The sequence below is a fragment of the Clostridium minihomine genome (assembly GCF_900240385.1).
Taxonomy (GTDB): domain Bacteria; phylum Bacillota; class Clostridia; order Oscillospirales; family Acutalibacteraceae; genus Faecalispora; species Faecalispora minihomine.
Window position 1 is genome coordinate 403,511 of sequence record NZ_OEQH01000003.1, and the last position, 25,715, is coordinate 429,225.

At 45.2% G+C, this 25,715-nt stretch carries 25 protein-coding genes; 1 reads left to right on the plus strand and 24 read right to left on the minus strand.

From position 1 onward, the window contains the following. Positions 1–9: 9 nt before the first annotated feature. From lon to C1A02_RS09000, 18 genes are all read right to left on the minus strand, one after another. Positions 10–2,454, minus strand: coding sequence for an endopeptidase La (gene lon / locus C1A02_RS08910; RefSeq protein WP_101697851.1), 2,445 nt, complete (start codon positions 2,452–2,454; stop codon positions 10–12). Between the two features lie 91 nt (positions 2,455–2,545). After that, a complete protein-coding gene (clpX, locus tag C1A02_RS08915; RefSeq protein ID WP_101697852.1) occupies positions 2,546–3,859 on the minus strand; it encodes an ATP-dependent Clp protease ATP-binding subunit ClpX in 1,314 nt (437 codons plus the stop codon). A gap of 27 nt (positions 3,860–3,886) precedes the next feature. Next, positions 3,887–4,468 carry an ATP-dependent Clp endopeptidase proteolytic subunit ClpP gene (gene clpP / locus C1A02_RS08920; protein WP_101697853.1) on the minus strand — a complete coding sequence of 194 codons (582 nt, stop codon included), beginning with the start codon at positions 4,466–4,468 and terminating at the stop codon, positions 3,887–3,889. A gap of 137 nt (positions 4,469–4,605) precedes the next feature. Further along, positions 4,606–5,958, minus strand: a complete 1,353-nt coding sequence (tig, locus tag C1A02_RS08925; RefSeq protein WP_101697854.1) for a trigger factor — start codon at positions 5,956–5,958, stop codon at positions 4,606–4,608. Between the two features lie 94 nt (positions 5,959–6,052). Then, positions 6,053–6,742: a metallophosphoesterase gene (locus tag C1A02_RS08930; protein ID WP_101697855.1), complete on the minus strand. Its 690-nt coding sequence runs from the start codon at positions 6,740–6,742 to the stop codon at positions 6,053–6,055. Positions 6,743–6,776: 34 nt separating this feature from the next. Further along, on the minus strand, positions 6,777–8,276 hold the full coding sequence (gene thrC / locus C1A02_RS08935) for a threonine synthase (protein ID WP_101697856.1): 1,500 nt from the start codon (positions 8,274–8,276) through the stop codon (positions 6,777–6,779). A 185-nt stretch (positions 8,277–8,461) separates the two neighbouring features. Further along, on the minus strand, positions 8,462–8,836 hold the full coding sequence (locus tag C1A02_RS08940; RefSeq protein ID WP_101697857.1) for a YraN family protein: 375 nt from the start codon (positions 8,834–8,836) through the stop codon (positions 8,462–8,464). Continuing rightward, the gene (gene rnhB, locus C1A02_RS08945; RefSeq protein WP_101697858.1) at positions 8,829–9,446 is read right to left on the minus strand and encodes a ribonuclease HII; all 618 of its coding nucleotides are present in this window, start codon (positions 9,444–9,446) and stop codon (positions 8,829–8,831) included. The genes C1A02_RS08940 and rnhB overlap by 8 nt, the downstream gene beginning before the upstream one ends. Next, entirely contained in the window at positions 9,443–10,312 is an 870-nt protein-coding gene (gene ylqF / locus C1A02_RS08950; RefSeq protein ID WP_101697859.1) for a ribosome biogenesis GTPase YlqF, read from the minus strand. Before ylqF ends, rnhB begins: the two co-directional genes overlap by 4 nt. After that, positions 10,309–10,947 (minus strand): signal peptidase I, encoded by a 639-nt coding sequence (gene lepB / locus C1A02_RS08955; RefSeq protein ID WP_243577973.1) that lies wholly within the window; start codon positions 10,945–10,947, stop codon positions 10,309–10,311. The genes ylqF and lepB overlap by 4 nt, the downstream gene beginning before the upstream one ends. A gap of 141 nt (positions 10,948–11,088) precedes the next feature. Then, positions 11,089–11,433: a 50S ribosomal protein L19 gene (rplS, locus tag C1A02_RS08960; protein WP_101697860.1), complete on the minus strand. Its 345-nt coding sequence runs from the start codon at positions 11,431–11,433 to the stop codon at positions 11,089–11,091. Between the two features lie 191 nt (positions 11,434–11,624). Continuing rightward, entirely contained in the window at positions 11,625–12,281 is a 657-nt protein-coding gene (locus tag C1A02_RS08965) for a TIGR03936 family radical SAM-associated protein (protein WP_164997180.1), read from the minus strand. Between the two features lie 1,092 nt (positions 12,282–13,373). Then, a complete protein-coding gene (gene rlmH / locus C1A02_RS08975) occupies positions 13,374–13,850 on the minus strand; it encodes a 23S rRNA (pseudouridine(1915)-N(3))-methyltransferase RlmH (protein ID WP_101697863.1) in 477 nt (158 codons plus the stop codon). Positions 13,851–13,907: 57 nt separating this feature from the next. After that, on the minus strand, positions 13,908–14,702 hold the full coding sequence (locus tag C1A02_RS08980; RefSeq protein ID WP_101697864.1) for an MBL fold metallo-hydrolase: 795 nt from the start codon (positions 14,700–14,702) through the stop codon (positions 13,908–13,910). Positions 14,703–14,787: 85 nt separating this feature from the next. Continuing rightward, on the minus strand, positions 14,788–16,071 hold the full coding sequence (murA, locus tag C1A02_RS08985; protein ID WP_101697865.1) for a UDP-N-acetylglucosamine 1-carboxyvinyltransferase: 1,284 nt from the start codon (positions 16,069–16,071) through the stop codon (positions 14,788–14,790). A 313-nt stretch (positions 16,072–16,384) separates the two neighbouring features. After that, positions 16,385–18,079, minus strand: a complete 1,695-nt coding sequence (locus tag C1A02_RS08990) for a peptidoglycan DD-metalloendopeptidase family protein (RefSeq protein WP_101697866.1) — start codon at positions 18,077–18,079, stop codon at positions 16,385–16,387. 151 nt (positions 18,080–18,230) lie between these two features. Beyond that, positions 18,231–18,689, minus strand: coding sequence for an S-ribosylhomocysteine lyase (locus C1A02_RS08995; protein ID WP_101697867.1), 459 nt, complete (start codon positions 18,687–18,689; stop codon positions 18,231–18,233). Positions 18,690–18,823: 134 nt separating this feature from the next. Beyond that, positions 18,824–19,240, minus strand: a complete 417-nt coding sequence (locus tag C1A02_RS09000; protein WP_101697868.1) for a putative ABC transporter permease — start codon at positions 19,238–19,240, stop codon at positions 18,824–18,826. 148 nt (positions 19,241–19,388) lie between these two features. Here C1A02_RS09000 and C1A02_RS13515 point away from each other — a divergent pair, with 148 nt between their 5' ends. After that, positions 19,389–19,556, plus strand: a complete 168-nt coding sequence (locus tag C1A02_RS13515; protein WP_164997181.1) for a hypothetical protein — start codon at positions 19,389–19,391, stop codon at positions 19,554–19,556. 134 nt (positions 19,557–19,690) lie between these two features. On the opposite strand, the gene C1A02_RS09005 is transcribed toward C1A02_RS13515, so the two are convergent. The 6 genes from C1A02_RS09005 to C1A02_RS09030 form a co-directional block, all read right to left on the minus strand. Then, positions 19,691–20,425, minus strand: a complete 735-nt coding sequence (locus C1A02_RS09005; protein ID WP_101697869.1) for an amino acid ABC transporter ATP-binding protein — start codon at positions 20,423–20,425, stop codon at positions 19,691–19,693. Beyond that, the gene (locus C1A02_RS09010) at positions 20,412–21,152 is read right to left on the minus strand and encodes an amino acid ABC transporter permease (RefSeq protein ID WP_101697870.1); all 741 of its coding nucleotides are present in this window, start codon (positions 21,150–21,152) and stop codon (positions 20,412–20,414) included. Before C1A02_RS09010 ends, C1A02_RS09005 begins: the two co-directional genes overlap by 14 nt. An 85-nt stretch (positions 21,153–21,237) precedes the next feature. Further along, entirely contained in the window at positions 21,238–22,053 is an 816-nt protein-coding gene (locus C1A02_RS09015) for a transporter substrate-binding domain-containing protein (protein ID WP_101697871.1), read from the minus strand. Between the two features lie 163 nt (positions 22,054–22,216). Further along, the gene (locus C1A02_RS09020; RefSeq protein WP_101697872.1) at positions 22,217–23,089 is read right to left on the minus strand and encodes an RluA family pseudouridine synthase; all 873 of its coding nucleotides are present in this window, start codon (positions 23,087–23,089) and stop codon (positions 22,217–22,219) included. A 71-nt stretch (positions 23,090–23,160) separates the two neighbouring features. Next, complete coding sequence (locus C1A02_RS09025; RefSeq protein ID WP_101697873.1) at positions 23,161–24,234, minus strand: branched-chain amino acid aminotransferase; 1,074 nt, start codon at positions 24,232–24,234, stop codon at positions 23,161–23,163. 103 nt (positions 24,235–24,337) lie between these two features. Then, positions 24,338–25,675, minus strand: a complete 1,338-nt coding sequence (locus C1A02_RS09030) for an RsmB/NOP family class I SAM-dependent RNA methyltransferase (protein ID WP_101697874.1) — start codon at positions 25,673–25,675, stop codon at positions 24,338–24,340. Positions 25,676–25,715 lie beyond the last annotated feature (40 nt).

Consider the following 25,715-nt stretch of genomic DNA (forward strand, 5'->3'; position numbering starts at 1 on the left):
TTGTCACCTCTAGCACTGAGGCTGTTCCAACACCACGGGCTGCGGCGGCTGTGTTCCCATAGGATCCCCTTGTGCGGGAATGGGAGCCGAAGCGGCTTTGGGAGCCAGAACGGGCTGGGGCTTACGTGTTAATGCCAGACCCAGAACCTCGTCGATTTTTTTAACCGGAATAAACTGAATGTTTTCTTTGACAACATCATCAAACTCCGAAATATCGGAATAGTTATCCTCCGGAATGATCACTGTCTGAATTCCATTGCGATATGCGGCCATGGATTTTTCCTTTAGCCCGCCAATCGCCAACACCCTGCCCCGCAATGTGATTTCACCGGTCATGGCTACATCGTGACGGATGGGAATTTTGCTTAAAGCAGAAGTAATCGCAGTGGCCATTGCAATACCGGCAGAAGGGCCATCTTTCGGGATTGCACCTTCCGGAACGTGAATGTGAATATCCATCTTATTGTAAAACTGAACATCAATTCCCAGCTGTGTTGCTTTGGAACGGATGCAGCTGATGGCCGTTTGAGCAGATTCCTTCATTACATTCCCTAAAGAGCCTGTCAGCTGAAGCTTTCCGGTGCCGTCCATAATTGCGACTTCAATGGGCATGGTCTGTCCGCCCACACTGGTCCAAGCCAATCCATTGACAAGCCCCACTTCATCGGACTTGTTTTTGTTTTCCGGCTTAAAGCGGCGGGGCCCCAGCAAGTCTTCCAAATCGGCGGGTTTCACCGTGATTTTTGTCACTTCTTCCGCTACGATTTTTTTTGCAATTTTTCGGCAGATAGCGGCAATGTTGCGTTCCAGACTGCGAACGCCCGCTTCCCGGGTATAGCTTTCAATCAGATCGTGTACCGCCGCGGGTGTTATCCGCAGATTCTGTGAACTGATGCCGTGTTTCTTTAGCTGCTTGGGAATCAAATGCTTGACTGCAATTTGGAATTTTTCTTCATGAGTATAGCTGGAAAGAAAAATGGTGTCCATCCGATCCAATAAAGGGCCGGGAATGGTACTGGCATCATTGGCTGTGGTTAAAAAGAGAACTTTGCTCAGATCAAAAGGCATATCAATATAATGATCATAGAAAGCAGAGTTCTGTTCCGCATCTAAAACTTCCAGCAATGCCGCAGCAGGATCCCCGCGGAAGCTTTTGCCCAGCTTATCAATTTCGTCCAATAAAATCAGTGGATTATTGGTACCGGCCTGCTTGACTGCCGCCATAATTCTGCCGGGCATAGAGCCGATATAAGTGCGCCGATGCCCCATAATATCAGATTCATCATGAACACCGCCCAAAGAAACACGCACATATTTTCGTCCAATGGCTTTGGCAATGGATCGGGCAATAGAGGTTTTTCCCACACCGGGCGGCCCCACCAGGCAGACAATCTGGCCGTTAATATCCGGGGCCAGCTTGCGAACTGCCAACGTTTCCAGAATCCGTTCTTTGACTTTTTTCAGGCCATAATGATCCTTATCCAGCACTTTTTGAGCCTTTGCCAAATCAATCACTTCTTTAGAAGAAACGTTCCAGGGAAGCTCAATGCAGGTTTCTAAATAATTGCGAACCACACTGGCTTCATGAGAACCAAAAGGCATTTTTGCGAAGCGATCACATTCCTTCAGCAGTTTTTCCCGCTGTTTGTCCGGAATATCCAGCTTCAGAATTTTTTCCCGCAGTTCTTCCGCTTCTTCTTGGGGATTATCATCTTCCCCCAATTCGTAATTGATCACCTTAATCTGTTCCCGCAAAAAGTAATCGCGCTGGTTCTGGTTCATCTGATCCCGGGCTTTGTCCGTGATTTCGTTTTCGATTTCCAGAACCTTAATCTCATGCTCGAGAATCTGAATCAGCTTTTCCAGCCGTTTGACGGGGTGCAGTTCTTCTAAAATTTCTTGTTTTTGCTCAAAATCCAGCATTACGTTGGAGGCAATATAATCCGCCAGCGCACCGCAGCTTTTATTTTTCACAACACCAATGACGATGTCAGGCGAAATACGCTTATAGTTTTGCAGATATCTTTCAAACAGATTTTGCGTATAACGAATCAGCGCCTCTGTTTTATGAGAAGAGCGGTACGGCGTAGTTTGCAGTGCAGACGCCTCTACCATTAAAAATGGAGATTCACTAATGACCTGGTGAATTCGTGCACGATGCATTCCTTCCGCCAAAAGGCGTACTCCATCCTCCGTATGATGCAGGATTTGTTTTATTTTTGCTACAACACCGGTTTGAAAGATCTGCTCAGAATCTGGATTATTGTCTTCCAAATCCTTTTGGGCAACCAGCAAGATGGTCTGATCCTTTTCCATTGCTTCATGTAAAGCTAAAATGGATTTTTTTCTTCCCGCATCAAATTGCAGTATCATACCGGGAAACAAAACCAGCCCGCGCAATGCCAAAACCGGCAAGGTTTGTAGTTCTGTTTGTTGCTCGATTTTTTTGCTCATATTTCACTCCTGTTGTAATCATGTGGAAGAAAAAAGCTGTTGCTAACAAGGATAATATGATGGTCCTTGTCAACAACAGCTATGCTGTGGATTAAGACGCGGTATCCTTGCGCCCGCGCTTTTTTGGATTTGAAATTTTAATTTTAACCGGTTTCCGGTTTTCATTGTAAACCAGCTCCGGCGGTGTGCCGTCCCTTACGGTTTCCGGTGTGATAACAACCTTTTCCACCGTATAATCCGTAGGAATATTATACATCAGCGGAGTCAGAATCTCTTCCATAATCGAACGAAGTCCACGAGCGCCGGTTTGACGCTCAATGGTTTTCTTTGCGATTTCATTCAGAGCTTCCGGCTGATATTCCAAATCCACTTTATCCAGCTGGAACAAATGCTTATATTGCTTGACAATCGAATTTTTGGGCTCTGTCAAAATACGAACCAAAGCACTTTCATCCAGTCCATTCAAAGCAGTGATGACCGGCAGACGGCCCACCAGCTCTGGAATCAATCCGTATTTTACCAGATCATGAGGAATCACGCTGGACATCCATGCCGTGGTGTCCAATTCCTTTTTGCTCTTTACATCCGCACCAAAGCCCATAGTGGAGGAAGCTGTTCTCTTTTCGATCACTTTTTCCAACCCATCAAAGGCACCGCCGCAGATAAACAAAATATTAGAAGTATCGATCTGCAAAAACTCCTGCTGGGGATGTTTTCTGCCGCCCTGAGGCGGAACATTGCAGACAGAGCCTTCCAAAATTTTCAGCAAAGCCTGCTGAACACCCTCGCCGCTTACATCGCGGGTAATCGAAGGATTCTCGGACTTTCTGGCAATTTTATCAATCTCATCAATATAGATGATGCCGTTTTCGGCACGTTCAATGTCAAAATCGGCGGCCTGAATCAGACGAAGCAGGATATTCTCCACATCCTCGCCCACATAGCCGGCCTCTGTCAAAGTTGTGGCATCGGCAATCGCAAAAGGTACATCCAGCAGTTTAGCCAGCGTCTGGGCAAGCAAAGTTTTACCTACCCCGGTTGGCCCCAGCAGAAGCACGTTGCTTTTGCTAATTTCCACCTCATCGCTGCCGTAATAAACGCGCTTGTAATGATTATAGACCGCAACTGAAAGAGCCATTTTCGCGTTTTCCTGCCCGATCACATATTCATCCAGCTGATTTTTAATTTCCTGCGGTTTCAAAAGGACAGTGCCTGTATCCCCGGTATAGGTTTTTTTGCGGTTGGATAAATGAGATTCGTCCTCTAAAATAGAGTTGCAAAGCTGCACGCATTCATCACAAATATACACACCCGGACCGGCAATTAGGCGCCGCGCCTGACTTTGCGGTTTTCCGCAAAAGGAGCAGCTCAATTCTCTTTCCTTGGTTTCGTCGTTATTCGGCATTCTATTATCACCTGCTTAACATTGAAGTTATTTCCTAACGATCACTTTATCTACCAAACCATAAGCAACCGCCTGCTCAGCAGTCATAAAGTTGTCGCGTTCGGTATCCTTCGCAATCACTTCAATAGGCTGCCCGGTTTTCTCGGCTAAAATCTCATTTAGTTTCTTTTTTGTAGCAATAATATGATCGGCATGGATCATAATATCAGTTGCCTGCCCTTGAGCACCGCCGCTGGGCTGATGAATCATAATCTCGCTGTTAGGAAGCGCCAAACGTTTTCCCTTTGCACCCGCTGCCAGCAAAAACGCACCCATGGAGGCGGCCATACCCATACAAATTGTGGAAACATCACATTTGATATATTGCATCGTATCATAAATCGCAAGGCCGGCCGTTACCGAACCGCCCGGACTGTTGATATAAAGGCTGATATCCTTAGACGGATCCTGTCCTTCTAAATATAAAAGTTGGGCCACAACCAAACTGGCGGTCGTATTGTTGACTTCTTCGTTCAGCATAACAATTCTATCATTTAGCAAACGGGAAAAAATGTCGTACGAGCGCTCACCGCGATTTGTTTGTTCAATAACATAAGGGACTAAACTCATATCTTAACCACCTTTTCTCCATGCGTGTTTTTGATTGATTTCCGCCGCCTTTTCGCACGGCAATTGGCGGCGGAATTAGCTGTTTTATCAATAACCGGACATCGAACTTCTATTGTTAACAGAAGAAATGCTCCGAATTATTCCTTGTCCTCTGCTGTCTTCTCTTTTTTTGCCTTTTCCTTGGTTGCTTTTTCTTTTGCCGGTTTTTCTTCGGCTACTTTGGCACTGTCGCGAACCAGCTGAATGGCTTTTTCAACTGCCAGATCCTGTGCAAGGTCAGCTGCGGGAATAAAGCTCTTCACTTTTTCCACTTCCATGCTGTAGTTCTTGGCCAACTTTTCAAACTCAGCCTCAACTTCTTTTTCTGTAGCAGTCAGCTTCTCCAGCTCTGCAATCTTTTCAAGAGCCAAACGAACCTTTACCTGCTTTTCTGCCTGAGGTTTGAAATGATCGCGAATGGTGTTCTCATTCATGCCGGTGTACTTCAGGTAAGTGTTGAAATCCAGTCCCTGAGACTGCAAACGATAGGCAAAATCACGCAGATCATCGTTGATCTTGTTCTGATACATTGCGTCCGGAATCTCGCCCTGCACTCTTTCCACCAAAAGGTCGATGAGTTGGCTTTCTAACAGATCCTGAGACTCTTTTTCACGAGCTTCCGTCAGTTTGCTGCGGATATCCTCTTTGTAAGCGTCCAGTGTATCAAACTCGCTGACGTCTTTGGCGAAATCATCGTCCACTGCCGGCAGCTCTTTCATCTTAATTTCATGCAGTTCGATTTTGAAAATTGCTTCTTTTCCCTGTAAAGTAGAAGCCTGATAATCCTCAGGGAAAGTAACGGTAATATCAAATTTTTCACCGGTGTTGTGACCAACGACCTGCTCTTCAAAGCCCGGGATGAACTGGCCGGAACCCAAATCCAAAGTGTGGTTTTCCGCTTTTCCGCCTTCAAAAGCAACGCCGTCCACAAAGCCTTCAAAATCGATCACAGCGGCATCACCCATCTGTGCGGGACGACCATCGACTGTAATCATTCTGGAGTTGCGCTCCTGCACCTTTTGAACTTCGGCATCTACATCTTCGTCAGCAACAACAACAGGCTGCTTTGTTACTGCCAGACCCTTGTAATCTTCAATGGTAATCTGAGGCCAAGTGGTAACAGTTGCCTTAAACACAAGGCCCTCTTTGCCGATGCTTACCACGTCAAAATCAATTTTTTCATCTACCAGCCGCAGCTGCGCTTCTTTCACAGCTTCATCCAAAGCAGCAGGATAAACAGCGTTTACAGCGTCCTCGTAGAAAAACTGCTCTCCATAATATTTTTCAATAAAAGCGCGCGGGGCTTTTCCCTTACGGAAGCCCGGGATAGAGATTCTTTTGCCTTGTTTATGAAAAGCCTGGTTAACCGCTTTTTCAAAAATATCCGCGTCAACCTCAACTTCCAGCTGATAGCGGTTTGTTTCTACTTGATTGGACGATTTTAAACTCATTTTGTCTTCCTCCTGCAAATTGCAAATTATCTTATTTATTATAGCATACCGGGGCCCAATATTCTATATTGAAAGGGAAATGTTCATAATTTATTTAACATACGCAAAGCGGCGCAAAACCCAGATAATCACACGAAATCAGGTGCAGCTCTATGCCCTGATATTCGCCTGTAACTGCCCGCTTAGACGCTTGTGTGCCATGAATATGTCCAAAATAACATTTCCGGATTCCCCGGCTTAAGAGTACCTCTAGAATTTCTTTGCAAACCATCCCGTCATAAACTGGGGGGTAATGCAAAAACACAATGGGCTCAAGCCCCTGCGCCAAGGCGTGATCGATAGAGGCGTTTAGTCTGCCCACCTCACGCTTGACAATTTTAATATCTTCATCACTGGCCGCATTATACAGCCAGCCGCGCGTGCCGCAAACGCCGAATTCGCCAACGGCATAGGAATTGTTATGCACGATCTGCAAAGAATCAAAACCATTGGCGGCAAAGTAAGTGTCTATTTTGCTTTTTGTGCTCCACCAATAATCATGATTGCCTTTTAACAGCAATTTTTTGCCCGGCAAAGAATTGAGAAACTGAAAATCCTTTTGGGTTTCTTCCAGCTTCATCGCCCAAGAAATATCCCCGGCAATCACCACCGTGTCTTCTTCTTTGACAATGCGGTGCCAATGCTGCTCCAGCTTGGCCACATAGCCCTGCCAGCCTTCAAAAACATCCATGGGCTTATTTGCGCCAAGGGACAGATGCAAATCGGCAATTGCATACAATGCCATTTGTTACCTCGTTTCTATTGGTTGACCAGATATCTTATAGACCAGCCATCCGCAGTACAACCTTAGGCATTTCTTCCACCTGGCAGCGGTTCTGGAAACGGACTTGTTTTTCTTTCAGCTCTTCAATCGGTGCCGGAGCCTTTGTTCCCGTTAATGAAGAAAGCTGTTCTATTTTCAAAAAGTCATCAGCATCCTGCTTGTTTCCCGGTGCAACCGCTTCCAAAACACTGTCTGCAAATTTATACGGACTGGCGGTGGACACAATCACAGCCGGGGTTTCGGTATCGCCGGTATCCTTTGCATACTGAGCATATACATCGGCAGCCACCGCGGTGTGAGTATCACAAAGATACTTCTTTTCTGTAAGAATTTTCCCGATGGTTTCCCGGGTTTTCCCATCATCACAAGAGCCGGAATAGAACAGATCTTTTAAAACAGCCGTCAGCTCTTCCCCTACCTGATAACGTCCTTCGGTGTTCAGTTCTTTCATCCAGCCGGAAACCAAATCGGAATTGCCGCCGGTTAAATCAAACAGCAAACGCTCCAGATTGCTGGACACCAGAATGTCCATAGAAGGGGAAATCGTTGTATAAAAAGTGCGGTTGCGATCGTAAACTCCGGTACTTAAAAATTCAGTCAGCACATTATTGGAGTTTGACGCACAAATCAGCTTTTTAATCGGCAGACCCATTTTTTTCGCGTAATATGCCGCAAGAATATTGCCGAAATTGCCGGTGGGCACCACCACGTTCAGCGGCTGACCCAGTGTAATCATTCCCTGCTCTGCGGCATCGCAGTAAGCAGAAAAATAATAGACGATTTGCGGCAGAAGTCTGCCCCAGTTGATGGAATTGGCGCTGGAAAACAGCATGCCGTTTTCATCCAAAGCCTTTTTAATTTCAGGGTTTGTGAAAATCTTCTTTACACCGGTTTGGGCATCGTCAAAATTCCCCTCAATGGCGCAAACACTCACGTTATTGCCTTCTTGGGTATTCATCTGACGCTGCTGCATGGCACTGACACCTTTTTCCGGATAAAAAACCAGAATTTTGGTGTCGGGCACATCCCGGAATCCTTCCAAAGCGGCTTTCCCGGTATCACCGGAAGTAGCGACCAAAATCACCGCGGTTTTATCGCAATTGGTCTTTTTCAGCGACTTGGTCAAAAGATGCGGCAAAAGCTGCAAAGCCATATCCTTAAACGCACAGGTCGGGCCATGCCAAAGCTCTAAAAAAGCCATATTGGTGTCAGGCAGACGAACCAAAGGCGCCGCCCCGCCGGGGAATTTCTTTTGAGAATAGGCACTTTCCACGCACTCGCGAATTTCTTCCTCCGAAAATTCCGGAAGAAAATCCTTTAGGATCCGCATTGCACGACCAGTGTAACTGCTGTTACCCAGTTCTTTTAGCTGCTCCATACTGTACGAAGGCAAGCATTCCGGGACAAAAAGTCCCCCGTCTGCAGAGATGCCCTGTACAATCGCCTGGGCGGCAGAAATAGCTTCCGTCCGGTTTCTGGTACATTTATACTGCAAGGTGATTCCCCCTCTTTATGCATTCCTTGCCCTATTTTATAATAAATTATTTGGTGTGTCAAAACATTCTGCAAAAATTAGAGAATTCCGTGAGAAAAAACGGAATAACCTCAAGAAATTCAGGCTAGTTTCCCACCAAAAAGCAATAAAGCGCAAAAATCAAAAAAATTAGATCGAAAAATTGATCAAAGAAAGGTTCCTGCCGCTTCAAAAGCACTTTCTAAATACTCCACAGACACCACCTGTTTGCCCGAAGAATCCGTCAAAAGCGCAGCCGCGTCAAATCGTGGCTGAAGCGCAGTCGGGTGCTCGGCCAAATAAGCAGCAGCCGTCTTTAGAATCTTATTTTGTTTTGAAACCGTAATCGCTTCAAACGGATGAACCAAAAAATGTTCGGCACGGGTCTTCACTTCCACAAATACAATAAATTGTTCGTTTTGGGCAATGATGTCAATTTCCCCAAAACGACTGTGGTAGTTGCGGTGAAGAATCTGATAGCCTTTCCCCATCAGGATCCGGGCTGTATATTCCTCCCCCATTTTCCCCGAACGATTATCCAACGCTTTTCTCCCCCAGAATTTTTTTCAGGAAACTCTTGCGGTGAATCGGACAAGGACCATGCTGCAAAAGCAATTCCCTGTGTAACGCCGTGCCATATCCCTTATGTTTTCGGAACTGATACTGGGGATACAACTCATCCAGTTCCAGCATCAAGCGGTCACGGCTGACTTTTGCTAAAATAGAGGCCGCAGCAATATTGGCGCTTTGCGAGTCCCCTTTTACCACTAAAGTAGTGGGAATCGGCAAGAGCGGATCCCGGTTGCCATCCACCAACGCGCAGTCCGCCGGAATTGAAAGGCCGGCCGCTGCCCGATTCATGGCCAGAAAGGTTGCCTGCAAAATGTTGATTTCATCAATTTCCTGTTCGGTAGAAAAAGCGATGGAGTAACTAAGAGCACATTCTTTGATCTGATCAAACAAAAACTCCCGTTTTTTTTCGCTGAGCTTTTTAGAATCATTCAGCCCTTCAATCTCACAGTCTTTGGGAAGAATAACAGCCGCGGCAAATACGGGGCCGGCCAAGGGACCTCTTCCCGCTTCATCAATGCCGCAAACCGCCTGAAACCCCTGCTGCCACGCCTGTTTTTCCCATGCGTACCAATCTGTCATAGCGACACCTGCTCCAAAGTTACGCGCCCCAACTTAGAGCCCCTGAATTCATCCAGCACAGTAATCGCTGCCCGTTCGGTATCAATCTCTCCGCCGGAAATAAGCATTCCGCGCTTTTTCCCCACCAGTTCCAGAATTTCGTGACCTTTCATTCCGGTCAGGTCGGTGTCCTGCATTTTATAGCGTATTTTTAAATCTGCCGGATAGGTTGCACTGAGCACCTCTAAAAGGCGTGCCGCCAAACGCTCCATATCCACCACGTCGTCTTTTACCGCGCCGGTAAAAGCCAGCCGTTCCCCCACCAAAGGATCTTCGAATTTGGGCCATAAAACACCGGGGGTATCGAGAAGCTCAAATCCGCCGCCCAAGGTGAACCACTGGTTGTTGCGGGTAACACCCGGCCTGTCCTCTACATTGGCTTTTCCGCCTTTGGAAAGCTTATTGATAAAGGAGGATTTCCCCACATTGGGCACACCCACAACCATAATTCGAACAGGGCGGCCTATCATCCCCTTTGCACGCCAGGCGGCAATGCGCTCTTGCAGCACATCTTTCACCAGCGGGAAAAAGGCTTTCATATTTTTTCCGGATTTGCTGTCCAGTGCAATGGCAGAAATCCCCTGTGACTGGTAGAAGCGGATCCAACGCTCTGTTTGCGCAGGATCCGCCAAATCAGCCTTATTCATTAAAATAACACGAGGCTTGTTTTGAATCAGGCTGTCTAAAACGGGGTTTCGGCTGCTTTCGGGAATACGGGCATCAATCATTTCTGCCGCAATATCCACCAGCTTTAAACTTTTTTCAATTTGTCGTTTGGTTTTGGTCATATGACCCGGAAACCATTGTACGGATTGTGGTTCGCTCATATTCCAACCCTTCCAAACCGGGAAACCGGGAATAAAATTAATTCCGCTTTTCCCAAAATATATCGTTCGTCCACCATGCCAACCGCTTCAAAGCGACTGTCTTCCGAAACCTTTCGGTTATCCCCTAAAACAAAAATATGCCCTTCCGGAACAGTTTGGGGAAACGTGAGCAAGGGTTCAGAGGTCATCGGTTCATTGGTAATTCCATTTTCAATGTAATTCGATTCATCTACCGCTTCCCCGTCCACATAAACAGTTCCGCTGCTGTAATCGATATCAATTGTTTGTCCGGGCAAAGCAATCACGCGCTTGACGATGGGCTTGGTCAGTCCGACAGTTCGTTTTAAAACCACTACGTCGCCCTGCTTGGGCTGATAAAAATAACTGGAAACGACCAGTCTGTCCCCGCTGTAAAGATTCGGCAGCATCGAGGTGCCATCCACTGTGACCACGCGGAACAAAAAGGTAAACATAATCACCACAACAATCAGCGCCGTTACCAAAGACTCCACCCATTCAAAACAGCTAATCACAAACTGGCTGGGTTCTGGCGTAAGGGGGTCCTGAAAAGCCGGGGCCTGTTCGTGAGATTCCGTTTCTGTTTGATCCACGGTCATTTTCTCTTCCTCTTGCAATAGACAAGCGCCTCCTTTTCATGATAGCAAAAAAGGGACAAATCATTGTCCCTTTAAAAACCGGTAAAGGCTGTGTGAGACAAGCTCCCACAGCCTTCCGAATTTAAATCAATATCCAGGGACAAACCCTATCCCTATTTCTTACCGAAGCTGTTCCTTAACCTTAGCAGCTTTACCCACTCTATCACGCAGGTAATACAGCTTGGCACGGCGCACACGGCCTTTACGCACAATAACAACATCCTTTACATTGGGGGAATGGATGGGGAAAACCCTCTCCACACCTACACCATAGGACAAGCGTCTCACAGTAAAGGTTTCAGCAATACCGCTGCCTTTGCGTGCAATTACAGTGCCTTCAAAAATCTGCACTCTTTCTCTTTCGCCTTCACGGATATTTACGCTTACCTTAACGGTATCGCCAATTCCGAACTTAGGCAGCTCTGCCTTTGCAGAATCCTGAGAAATCAATTTCAAAGCATCCATTCTTCTTTTTCCTCCTAATATATCAGACATTCATGCTCTAGCAGAGGACTGTCCGCTTCAATGTCACGGTTTCCCGGGCATTGAACCCCGCCGGAAAGGCCAACGGTATCCAAATGCCCATATATCATACCATAACCGATAAAAAACTGCAAGATAAATTTTATGTTTCGCTAACAAAATTTCTGCTGAAATCATGCAAAAGCCTGCATGTCCGCATCATATAAGTTGGTGCGTGTGATATCCGTATAAAAACGACAGGATAAATACGTTTCCATGGCAGTCAGCAAAAGGCTGGGATTGATATTTTCGGTGCTGCCTGCAGGCAAAATGGCAGAAAGACGCACCTTATCGCCTTCCACCTGAACCTTCACCCGGGAAAGATAAGGTTTTAAATTAATTTCCCTTGCACCGGCCTTGGAACGTTTCGAAACAATAATCTCCGGTGACTGGAACAACACAGTAATAATACGTGCTAATTCATCAGGGGTCACATCTTCGGGCTCCAACAGAATTTCAAAAGAAGCAAACGCGATTTTACCCGGCTTCATGACCGGCTCGGTAATATCATAAATCACAATATCATCCGGCAAAGCATCATTCAGCCGTTCCATCAGCTCTTGATTTGAAATTTCGCCTTCCATTTTGATGTCCACAGATTCCCGCAAACCCGTAATCCCCAAAGAAAGCGGCAACGCAAATGTTAAAAACGCATAGGGATGAAAGCCCTGGGTGTACCACAAAGGAACTTTCGCCTTATGGAACGCCTGGGAAATACATCGGTTTAAATCCAAATGAGAAATATATTTTGCGGTTCCTTTTTTGTGAAACCAAATCCTAACGGTTCTCAACGCAGATCCCTCCCTTAAAGCTGGCCGCACCGCAGGCGGAACACTTTTCACGGCAGTTTGATGTGACAACGGACTGATCTATCGTTTCACATTCCCGTTTTAAAAACGCTTTGGATACCCCGTAGTCGATATGGTCCCGGGGCAAGACTTTTATAAAGCTTCTGCGGCAATTGGCGTAAAACACGGATTAATGTTACAATCCCCTGAAATTTTCATTCCCTTGGGCAAAGAAAAACAGTTTGCCCAACCATCACAGTGGAAGCCCTTATTTCAGGCTTCTTACAACATCCGCTACAAAATGAAGCGGATTCTTTTGTTTCAATATAAAGCGCTTTCATATCAGCAAGCATTCAGGCTCTTGATTCAGTGGCTTTGACTTTCTCTGAATCAAACAGTGTGTTTACGCCCGCAAAAATTGCGGGCGTAAACAATTATGGTTATTCTACCATATTATTGTTGCAGTGCAACAACTCGTGTATTGTAACACAGAGCCGCTATTTTTAAAAAATTTTCCTGCTCGTTCTCTTTAAAATAGGTTCCCTTTTCAAAATAAGCTTTTGTGTTTGGCAATTCCCTTGGGCTTTTTCTGTGGAATTTACAATAACCGCAAAGTTTTTGTGCGGAGTATCCCTACAAATCGGCAGAAAGCAACCTCAATCAGGTAGCCACTATCTGTTTACGGTGTGAGGTTATTTAAACCAGAATCCCATGTCACCCTGCGATAAAACCACCGAGCTGAAATCCAAAGCCAAGCTATGGTTCAATGTTCTCTCAAACATCGAAAGCTTTGCTTTCGCTAATGTCGTGAGGTTATTTAAACCAGAATCTCCATATCACCCGGTGATAAAACCACCGAGCTAAAATCCAAAGCTAAACTATGGTTCAATGTTCTCTCAGACATCGAAAGTTTTGCTTTCGCTTATGTCGTGAGGTTATTTAAACCAGAATCCCATGTCGCCCTGTGATAAAACCACCGAGCCGAAAACCAAAGCCAAGCTATGGTTCAATGTTCTCTCAGACATCGAAAGCTTTGCTTTCGCTTATGTCGTGAGGTTATTATAACGTTCCCTACAAAAAAATGCAAGAAACGTACTATTTATGGTATTTTCCATGATGGTTGATTTGAAAAGAACGGTAAATCTGCTCGCACAGCATCACGCGAGCCAGTTGATGTGGAAATGTCATAGGAGACATCGAAAGGCGAAGATCACTCTTTTCTTTGAGCTCTTGAGACAATCCAAAAGAGCTTCCGATCACAAAGGTAATAGAGCTAACGCCGGATACTGCCCTGTGCTCCAATTCCGCCGCTAACTGCGGAGAAGAAAAAAGCTTCCCTTCAATGCACAAAGGAATGATACAGCCCTGTGCGGCAGAAAGCAGTTTTTTCCCTTCCTCCCGCAAAGCGGCATCAATCTGCGCCTGAGATGGGGATTCCGGAAGACGCTCCTCCGAAATTTCCAGAATGGAAAAGCGGCAAAAAGCCCCCAACCGTTTGGCGTACTCTTCACAAGCAGCCTGCAGATATTTTTCTTTCAGTTTGCCCACGCAAACAATTTGAACTGTTAACATTAAAATCCCCCAGCGGAAACCATTTCATTCCAATCATCATCGGATTTTTTATCCCGTTTAAAACAGCAAAATTTTTCCGGTCAAATTCTCTTTTCGAGCAACTTCCAATTCAAAATCCATCTGCTGGCTGAGGCCGGCCATCTTTAGTGAGCAAAGAGAAGTCTGATAAGCCAAATCCGGCGTATTGTTTTCCCCGCTTAAATGAGCCAGCACAAAACGGGTTACCCCAGTTGCCGCCAAATGCGGGAGCATCTGAGAGCAGACCTCATTGGATAAATGCCCAACATCAGACAGAATCCTTCTTTTCAAATAATAAGGGTATGGGCCATTTTGCAGCATCCCAACATCATGATTGGATTCCAGCACCACCAAATCACTGGTCTCCAATTCCTTTTGCACCTGCTCTGATATGTAACCTAAATCTGTGGCAAAGGCGACTTTTCTGTCGTCGCTCGTATTAATTTTAAATCCAAAACCTTCGGCACAGTCATGAGAAATGGGAAAAGGCCGAATCAACATTCCCCCACATTCGATTCCTTCTGCCTCCAGAACCCGGCATGTCATCTTTGCACTTACCGTCCCGTTATCCTCCAAAGCCTGCAAGGTACCGGCAGAAGAATAAACCGGAATACAATGTTTTTCTGCAAAAACACGCAATCCCTTTACATGATCCGTATGTTCATGGGTAACAAAGATTCCCTGAATTGCGCCGGGAGAAATATTGCAGCTTTCCAGCATTTTTACCGTCTGTCGTGCGCTTCGTCCCACATCAATTAAAATGCCGGACTCCCCGCTTCCAATATAAAAACTGTTTCCGCTGCTTCCACTGAACAGCGGACAAAATCTTGCCATAGCATTCTTCCTTCACTCATAAAAAGAGTTCAGGTCACCCGTCGTTCACCGGAACCGGGACCTGAACCTTTTCTCAAATATACTGTCAGACAGCGTGCGCCACAGCCGGATCGGGCACATGAACCCGTTTGATATCGGCTCCTAACGCCAAAAGTTTTTCCTCCACACCTTCATAGCCCCGTTCAATGTGCTGGATATCTTCCACCTGAGTTACACCCTGCGCGCACAGTGCCGCTATCAGCATAGCTGCTCCGGCACGAAGATCGGTTGCTCTAACCGGAGCGGCAGTCAGGTGCTCTACCCCTTCCACGACCGCCAGTTTTCCGTCCACAGAAATCTGAGCGCCCATACGCTTTAATTCCTCTACATAGCGGAAACGGTTATCCCAGACACTCTCGTTGATGATGCTGGTTCCTCGGGCAATGGATAAAAGAACAGCAATCTGGGGCTGCATATCGGTGGGGAAACCGGGATGCGGCATTGTTTTAATATTGCACCGGTTCAGCGGCTCACCGCGGCTGACTCGAATGGAATCATCAAATTCTTCGATTTTTACACCCATTTCTTCCAATTTGGCAGAAATAGATTCCAAATGTTTTGGGATCACGTTTTTAATGAGTACATTTCCACCGGTAGCTGCCGCCGCGGCCATATAAGTGCCTGCTTCAATTTGGTCGGGAATAATCGAATAAGTTGTCCCCCCAAGCTGCTGCACACCATAAATCTTAATCACATCGGTGCCGGCTCCGCGCACATCTGCACCCATAGAATTTAAAAAGTTTGCCAAATCCACAATATGAGGCTCTTTCGCAGCGTTTTCAATCACGGTCATGCCCTTGGCCCGCACGGCTGCCAGCATAATATTGACAGTCGCTCCGACCGAAACCACGTCCATATAAATATTATTCCCGGTCAGTTGTTCTGCAGAAACGTCTACCATACCGCCGTCTAAAGTATTGGCCGCGCCTAACGCCGCAAATCCTTTTAAATGCTGATCAATGGGACGCACACCGAAATCGCATCCTCCCGGCATACTGACAACTGCATGGCCAAACCGCCCCAGCAAAGCACCCAAAAGATAATAAGAGCCGCGGATATGCCGTGCCAACTCGTAAGAAGCCACATAAGTATGAATTGGTCTGGGATCAATTTCAATGGTCGTCGAATTTATTTTTCGGACTTTTGCACCCATATCATATAAAATTCTGGTAATCGCTGTAACATCCGTTATATTCGGAACATTTTCAATTCTGCAAATGTCACCCGCCAAAATCGCGGCAGGAATTATGGCAATAGCAGCGTTTTTGGCACCACTGATCGTCACTTCACCGGTAAGCCGATTGCCACCAGTAATCACAAATTTATCCAACGCGGCACGCTCCAATCATTATAATAACAAGTAGTATTGTCACAAATTCAAAATACAAATCAAAGAAATATTTGAAAAATGTTGTTTCTACAATCATCATTTAAAAATCATTATTTAGTAGCTGAATTCTGCATTTTCAGAAAACTTTCTAAAACAAAAAAAGAAGTACAAAGAAGATCTTCAAAACCTATTTTGTACTTCTAAGATGATAATACACCAAGGAAAAAAAGTCAATAAAATCCCAAAATTTATAAGGTTACAAGCCATTACAAAAAAAGCGTTCCGGTGTTGGCGGAACGCTTTTTTGCTCCATTTATCTACTTACATATAACAAAGGATTTACTTTTTTACCATTTTTGATGACTTCAAAGTGCAAATGTGCCCCTGTCGAGTCACCGGTGCTGCCAATTAATGCAACAGCCTGTCCTTTTGATACCCGTTGACCAGGAGTTACTAAAATTTTGCTGGAATGGGCATACAAAGTGGAAACGCCGTTTCCGTGATTAATCTGCAAATGGTTTCCATAACCGGAAGAACTGTATTTCACATAAGATACCACTCCGCCGTCTGCGGCAACAATTGTTTTGCCGTAAGAATTTCCGCCGGAAATATCAATACCGCTATGCATTCTGCCCCAACGGTAAGCAAAATAGCTGCTGATATTGCGAATAGACGGAACCGGCCACATTAAAGAGCCGCTGCTTTCGCCAGAGCCGCTGTATTGCGGACGCTTTTTGGTTCCTGTAACAATTTTCTTATCGATGGCTTCTGTAACCACTCGCTTGCTCAAAGTGGTTCTGGCGGATTCTATGCCATTCACATAAGTAACCTCTTCGGTAATTTCCTGCACACCATTTTTTCCTTCGGTAACCACCTTAGAGTAATCGGTGTACTGGCTGTCATCTTTTTCGGTTACTGTTTTAAAAGGAAGCTCTGTTTGACGAACTTGCTTCTTTACCACTTTCACATGAAGAAGCGTCTGCGGCATTTGCACATTAATTTTCATACCAATTTGCAGACGGTCGCCCACTTGATCATTATTCAGCCGATTGAGTTCTGACAATGTTAAATTATATTTGCGGGCAATCGAGGTAGCCGTATCACCGCCTTGTACGGTATGAATCGCGGCTGCCTGCTCCGTCCCCGACAATTTTTCTGACATCTGCTCTGCATTGATAATACTTGCAGTGGGGAATAAGCCGTTAATCGTTTCCACATCTTCTGCAAAAGAAGCTTTGGCCTGTGCATCTGCGCCTGGGGCAGTGTTCAAAATATTTTGCAGGATATAGGTCATATCTGCACTGCTTTTCACCGCACCAATCAACTGCCCGTCCACATAAAGGCCGCTGCCCTCTTCAATAATTCCATTGGATTGCTGAATCAGCCGGTCGCACAAAGTGCTGGCTGCATAAAATCGGCCGCTGTCCATTGCTGTCAACACAAAAAGAGGAGTGATTTTTAAATTTGTAACAGTAACCGTGTCATAAACCATACGCTGGTTTACCATCTCGGTTGCTTTTTCAAAAACCGATTCATCTTTAATGGTTGCGATCTCTTTTCCGTCATACCTTAAAACCAGGCCATACTCCTGCTGGTTCCAATAACTGATCGTGCCAATTAACAGAGCCGCCGACAATACGGGGGCAGCGATATTTAAAACGGAAATAACAAATTTTTTACGGATGACAAGATGAAGGCCTGCATGCTGCAAACGCCCAATGGCGCCTTTTAAAGTCAATCCTTTTGAAAGCTCTTTTAAATGTTCCCCATCTCGACGAAAATTCTCTTGGAAAATTTTAATTTCAGTTCTTAATTTCGCCAATTGTTTTCCGATGGTTTTTGCATAAACCAGTTTGCCTAATTCAACAATAGGTGCAAAAAATTGAATCAGTTTTCTGCGCAGTCTTTTTAAAATACGGGTAGACTGTATCCCGGTAATATATAAAGTTCGGCAGCTTATTGTGCCATAATAACGAATTACCCGTTCATACTTGGGGTCAAGCTGCATCTCACCAGTCCTTCCCTTCCATTCCGGAATTAGTTACAAAATTGTAATGATATCCTATATCATAATATAAAAATCAAACGATTGCAACTATTTGGAAGGAATTTACAATTTCTTAAAGAAAAATTTCCCTTCCGGGGGAAGGGAAATGGATTTAGGCAGGATATGTCAAATTTGCGACAGTCCAGTTCTGAATCACCGGCAAAAAGTCCTTCACTTCTTTCTTCGCCTGTGCCAAGTCATGCTCCAGATAATTCCCGCATTCAATGGCGGTGTTTCCGGGAATCTCTCCTGTGAATCCGGCGATTCCAGAAAAAATCTCTTGAATCAAGGCAATTGCGTCTGCCTGCTGCATATCACGAACCAAAAAATAAAAACCGGTTCGGCAGCCCATGGGGCCAAAATAAATGATTTGACTTTGATATTTGGAATTACGGGCCATAGTGGCAAACAGATGCTCGATGGTATGCATGGCAGGGTTAGACAAAAAGGGAGAAACATTGGGTTTTCTCATACGGATATCATAGGTGGTAATATCACCGTCAATGCGGGACAGATAAATCCCGGGAGTCAAAATATTATGGTTTACCTGAAAACTTGCGATTTTATCCATTGTTGGCACCTCTTTAACAATTCATTGTGAATCTATCTCTTAGGCTGTTTTTCTTTTCATTACAAAATATGCTGTTATTTTCTTTTATTGTACCGTTTTGGCTCTTATTTGGCAAGCATTGGTTTGTCTTTTCTTTACCGAAGGCGATAATAGGGTTTTTCTTCTTGAAAAAATCGATACCGAAGCCAATCATCCAAAATAATTCCCACACCGGATAGACCAAACCAAATTAAACTGGATTTTAAACAGATTTGTCCCATGACTTGAAAAGATTTATCCGAATAGTCCCAAACCTGCCACCCCAAATACACATTGATCCAAAGGCCCACATTAAATTCCAACAGCGTGATCAAAAAAGCGCCCAAAAGCATTTGGACAGGCAAAGGCATTTCCCAGGGAATCACCTCATTGATCAGGCCGCAGAGGAAAAAGCAAATTCCCCCTAACAGAAACATCGTCCAATGAGAATACCCCCGCCAAAGAATTTCTAAGCAGTAATAAATGAATCCCCCAACAAAAATCAGAAAAAAACACTTGCCAGCTTCTTTCATGACAAATCCCTCCCTGTCACATATATTCCAACCCAGGCTCTAATATGAGAAGCCCATTTTTGGCGGATTTTAACAGGAGAGATGTATACCGAATAATCGGTTGGGACAGCCTACTGAATAAGAGATTATCTTTTTAGGAGGCGACAAAATGATTCAATCGAATAACCCCGAAATGAAAAGCTATTTTTCTTCTCTTCCCCACTTTCTGCAGGAAGCGATTCAGCAGTCCAGCATTGAAATTACTTCTGTGGAGCAATTGAAAAGTGTGGCTGAAAATTTGCAGGCACAGTCCAAACAGGATCAACCCTGGCACTAAAACAAAAACGGCAAACACCACATGGAAACAGCCTTTGTCACACTGCATCCAATAAGCAGATAAAAAACAGAGAGCCGGACGATATCTTTTATCGTCCGGCTCTCTGTTTTAGAAAGAAAGTATTAATTTATATCTTACAACACTCTAGACAGAAAATCCTGTAATCTGGGATGCTTGGGCTGAGAGAAAAACTCTTGGGGCGCAGCCTCTTCTAATACCTGCCCCTGATCCATAAATAGAATACGGGTAGCCACCTCTCTGGCAAACCCCATTTCATGAGTGACCACAATCATGGTCATGCCTTCTTCTGCCAGTTGTTTCATAACCTGAAGAACCTCGCCCACCATTTCGGGATCCAAAGCAGAGGTCGGTTCGTCAAACAACATCACTTTGGGTTCCATTGCCAAAGCACGCACAATGGCAATTCGCTGTTTTTGCCCGCCCGAAAGCTGAACCGGATAAGCGTCGGCCTTGTCTGCCAGCCCCACACGTTCCAACAGCTGCATAGCACTCTGCACGGCCTGCTCTTCTGTCTTCAGTTTCAGCGAAACAGGCGCCAAAGTAATATTCTGCAAAATAGTCAAGTGAGGGAATAAATTAAAGTGTTGAAACACCATCCCCATTTTTTGACGCAGAAAGTTAATGTCACATTTGGGATCGGTAATGTTTTGTTCTTCAAACCAAATTTCACCAGAGGTAGGCTTTTCCAACAGATTCAAACAGCGCAAAAAGGTGCTCTTTCCCGAACCGGAAGGCCCAACGATAACAACCTTTTCCCCTTTTTGAATGGTTTGATCGATCCCTTTTAGAACATGGAGCGTTCCATTTGAGGTCTGAAAGTTTTTTTCCAGATTCTTAACGGTTATCACTTGCCATCAACCTCCTTTCCAATTTGGTAAGGTATTTTGTCAGCACAACAACAATCAACAAATAAATAAAGGCCGTAGTCAGCAACGGTGTATAAGGATCATAGGTAATACTGCGGATAACGTCCCCCGCCTTTGTCAGATCCTGTACGCCAATATAACCGGCAACAGAGGTTTCTTTCAGCAATACGATAAATTCATTAAAAATAGCCGGAGCCACATTTTTCAACGCCTGCGGAAACACAATTTTTACCATGGTTGTTCTTTGCGTCAGGCCCAAAGAGCGCCCCGCTTCAATTTGGCCCTTATCCACCGACTGGATTCCGCTTCGGATTACCTCTGCCACATAGGCGCCGGAGTTAATACCAAAAGCAATAACTGCCGCTACCAACTTATCGGCAGATTGATAAATCACATAATAAGTAATCATCAGCTGAACCACAACTGGAGTTCCGCGAATAACAGTCAAGTACACCCCGCAGATCCAATTGAGGAAGCGAAATTTTTTCTTATCATTATTATGTGTTACGCGTATCAGCGCAACCACAGTACCTAAAACAATACCAATAATTACTGCCATAACCGTCATCAGCAGCGTGTTTCCCAAACCGGTTACCAAATATTTATACCGGTTTTTCTCAATAAAGGCATCGTAAAGGTGCTGTCCAACTGTTAAATACAAATCATTAAAAACCGACAAATATTGCGGGTCAATACTTAAATTACCCATAACAGCCTCCTTTTCAGCATCCCAAATGCAAAGGGGGCAGCGGGCATAGCCGCTACCCATCCTTCAAAATCACAGAATTTTCGCTTTATTCCTTCACCAGATATTGATTCAGGATTTGATCCATTTCTCCGCTTTCGTTCATTTCCTTCAAAACCTCATTAATGAGTTCCATCAGTTCAGTGTTGCCTTTTTTCACAGCAATCGCATACTTTTCTTCCGTCAGCATGGATTCCAGCTTTTTAATCTTGGAACTGTTTTTATCCACAAATTTGTCTGCCGGGAAATCATCAATGACCACCGCGTCAATTCTTCCGGAAATCAAATCAGATACCGCATCCATTCCTTTGTTGTAGCGTTCTACCGAAGCGACTTTAATCTCACTGGAACCGTCTTCGTTGGTGCAGTAAATATCACCGGTGGTTCCCTCTTGAACACCAACTTTTTTGCCATCCAGATCTTTGGGTTCTTTAATGTCGCTGTCAAGGCGAACAATCACAGCCTGCCGCGCATCAAAGTAGTTGTCAGAAAAATCCACGTTCTTTCTTCTGTCATCGTCAGCCGTCATACCTGCGGCCACAAAATCAGCTTTGCCTGAAGTGATTTCCTGAATCAAAGCGCCAAACGCCACATCGTTCATCCGAAGTTTCACGCCCAGCTTTTCAGCTATTTTTTTGGAAATTTCAACGTCGATTCCCACAATCTCAGAGCCTTCGTTATATTCAAAAGGTTCAAACTCTGCGTTGGTGGACATGGTAATGTATCCGTTGCGTTTAATATTATCTAAGGAACTGCTGCCTTCCGAAACACCGGACTCATCCGAATTTTTCCCGCCGCATGCGGACATAGACAGCATGGTTGCCGCAGCCAGACAGACCGCCATTAATTTAAAAGATTTTTTCATGCTTCCATCCCTCTTTTTATTCAATATCATTTCCTACCGGAATTTAAAATATGAATGTATTATATCGCATAATTATGCATAGTTCAAGGATTAAATTTCATAAAAATCAATTTCATGAAAGTTTATGCGATAAAACAGGAAATACATCTGCAATTTATGCAAGTTATACATCCTTGCTGTGTATTAAAAGAACAAAGTCCTCAGGCGGCGGAGCCAGAAAAGTCAGGCTTTTTTGAGTGACAGGATGAATAAGCCCAACCGACAGACAATGCAACGCTTGCCTGTTGATTCGTTCTTTGCGCCCCCCATACAAATCATCCCCCGCTAAAGGGCATTCCATACTGGCCATATGCACCCGAATTTGATGGGTACGGCCAGTTTCCAGCTGAATTTTCAGCAATGTGTGGCTATTAAACTGCCGAATGCTCTGCCAATGGGTTACGGCAGTTTCTCCATCTTGGCCCGTTGTGCGTTTAATTCGGCTGCCCGGTTCCAAAGAAATCGGCGTGCAAATGGTATCGCTGCCCGTTAAAATCCCCTCACATACAGCGGTGTATTCTTTTTGCATATTATGGGACAAAGCTGCCGCAATATAGGCATTTTTTGCAATAACAACCACTCCCGATGTATTTTTATCCAACCGATAGATGGGGCGAAAGCGGTGAATTTTCCCCTGAGACATCCAATGAAAGGCAACAGCATTTGCCAGCGTGTGGCTGTCAGATCCCGGAACGGGATACATTGTCATTCCAGCCGGTTTATTGACCACCAGCAAATCTTCGTCCTCATAAATCACTTTTAAGGGAATATTGGATGGAACAGGCAGGCTGCCATCCGGAGGCAGAGTCAGACCAACCGTATCTGCCTGATGCAGCACCGTAACGGCAGTAGCCGGAGCACCGTTCACTTTTATTCCGCCTGAAAAGTGTTTCAGACGAACCAGCATTCGGGCAGAAACCTGGCAGTAGCTGCGCAAAAAACCTTTTAATCGGCACCCTTCATATTCCGGCGGAACCGTAAAATTCAGCTGTCGCAAATTTGTCCCATCCTTTCTGACGAAAAAAGCGGCAGCCGAAGCCGCCGCCTATAAAACCAGCGAAAAAAATTCTAACGATGCTTGACTTCCACAGTCCAGCCAAAGGTATCCTCCAGCTTGCCCCACTGAATCCCGGTCACAGTGTCATACAGGCGCTGAGATAACTCTCCGATTTTTCCGTCATTAAAATTCATAATGGTATCGCCCCATTTTAAATGACCAATCGGGGAAATAACCGCGGCTGTACCGGTGCCGAATGCTTCTTTCAGGCGGCCGTCTTTCGCCGCATCCGCCACTTCCTGAATAGAAAGGCGGCGTTCGGTCACCTTAATTCCCCATGATTTTAAAATCTCAATCACAGACATTCGGGTAACGCCGGACAAAATCGAACCTTGCAGGGCAGGCGTAATCACTTCATCACCGATTTGGAAAAACACATTCATCGTGCCGACTTCTTCAATATATTTGCGTTCTACGCCGTCCAGCCATAAAACCTGAGTATATTGTTGTTTTTCTGCCTCATCCTGAGCTTTTAAAGATGCCGCATAGTTGCCGGCCGTTTTCGCAAAACCCATGCCGCCTTTTACCGCGCGAACATAACCGTCTTCCACATAGATTTTCACCGGATTCAGGCCCTCCGGATAATATGCCCCCACCGGGGAGCAAATAATAAGGAACATCAGGTGATGAGCCGGATGCACGCCGACCACCGGATCTACTCCGATGATGAACGGACGGATGTACAAAGAGGTTCCCGGTGCAGAAGGCACCCAGTCACTGTCAACTGAAACCAGCTTTTTCACAGCTTCTACCGCAAATTCCTCATCAATTGGCGGAATACATAAACGCTCGTTTGATACATTCAAACGTGCCATATTTTTATCCGGCCGGAACAGCAGAATTCGATCATCCTCGGTGCGATAAGCCTTCATTCCCTCAAATACAGATTGTCCATAATGCAGACACATTGCAGACGGCTCTAGGTTCAGGGGAGCATAAGGAACGATTCTGGGATCATGCCAGCCTAGCCCGCTGGTGTAATCCATAATAAACATGTGATCAGTAAAAATTCGTCCAAACCCTAGCTTATTCTGATCCACAGGTTTATTTTTCGGGTGCTGCGTGTGTTCTACTTTGATTTGCATAGTTAGCCCTCCCTGAATTATAATACTTTTTTATTGTAACATCATTTATTTTTAAATTCAAGAGAGAGTAAGTTTAACAAACGACAGAATAATACACAAAAAATCAGTTGTGATTGCGCAAACCTTTTGGATACCGATTTTTCATCCTTCCTGAAGAGCATTTTCCAAAACCGGTAATCACTCCGTCTACAGCAACCCCGGCATAACCCTTCAAAGAAGAATCGACCGACAACTCTTCCCCATGCAGATATGCCCGAATCTCTGGTGATGAAGATGAAAAAGGAACGGTTTGGCGCAATTCCTGCGGTCGGGCACTCATCATCAGGGCATGAGCCGGTTCAATTCTCCCCTTTTGAATTTCGCCCAAAAGAACTCCGGCTCGTATGACTCCCAAATTAGAAAGCTGAGGCAGGCCTTTGGGAGCCAAAAGCAGTGCAGAGCCAGTTTGAACCAACAAAAGCGGACTGGGCTGCTGGAAAATCTGATCATATAAATCTCTGGCATCGGCTTCTGCAGAAATCTTTTGAAAGGGATACTCCGGAATCCGGCACACATTGGGGGAAAGCCGCCGCATTTTGGCAACAAAGTGGCCGTCACCCCCGTCCATGGGGAAAATCCGCCGCGCTTGGGGCATACCCATTCCGGGACGCCCAAAAGACACACCGGCATCCTCCAGAACAAAATCCGGATGTTCTGAAAGGAACCCACAAACTACCTCTTCATTTTCTTCTTTCGAGAAGGTACAGGTGGAATAAACCAAAACTCCATTTTCTTTTACCGCCAGTGCAGCGCTCTCTAAAATCAGTTTTTGCCGAACAGCACAGGTTTTTACATGCTCTTCGCTCCAGTCTTGCACCGCCTGAGGTTCCCGGCGAAACATGCCTTCTCCGGAACAGGGAGCATCCACCAAAACACGGTCAAAAAATCCGGAAAGCTTCTCACAAAGCACTTCCGGATAACAGGAGGAGATCACTGCATTCGAAATCCCCAGACGCTCGAAATTGGACAACAGAATCGAAGCCCTGGAGCGAACAACTTCGTTGGACCAAAGAAAACCTTCGCCTTGCATCATCCCGGCGATTTGAGTGGATTTTCCTCCGGGAGCAGCACACAAATCCAAAATGGTTTCCCCAGGATGCGGGTCTAAAACCGTTACGGCAGAAGAGGCAGAAGGCTCTTGAGAATAAAACGCCCCTGCATGGTGCAGGGGAATCGCACCGGGCTTGTCTGCATCTTCTGGAATTTGAAAGGAAAATTTTGAAAATTTGCTTGCCGTCAATGAAAAACTTAAGGTGTTTCTTAATGTTTTTTCATCACATTTTAATGGGTTTAAACGAATTCCTCTGACAGAAGGCTGTTGAAGATACTCTAAAAATGTAGAATATTCGTCGCCCAAAAGCAGATTCATCCGGTTTAAAAACGCCAAAGGATAAAATTTCATGCAAGGTCAGCTCCCAAATAACTCTGTATATTTAAAAAAG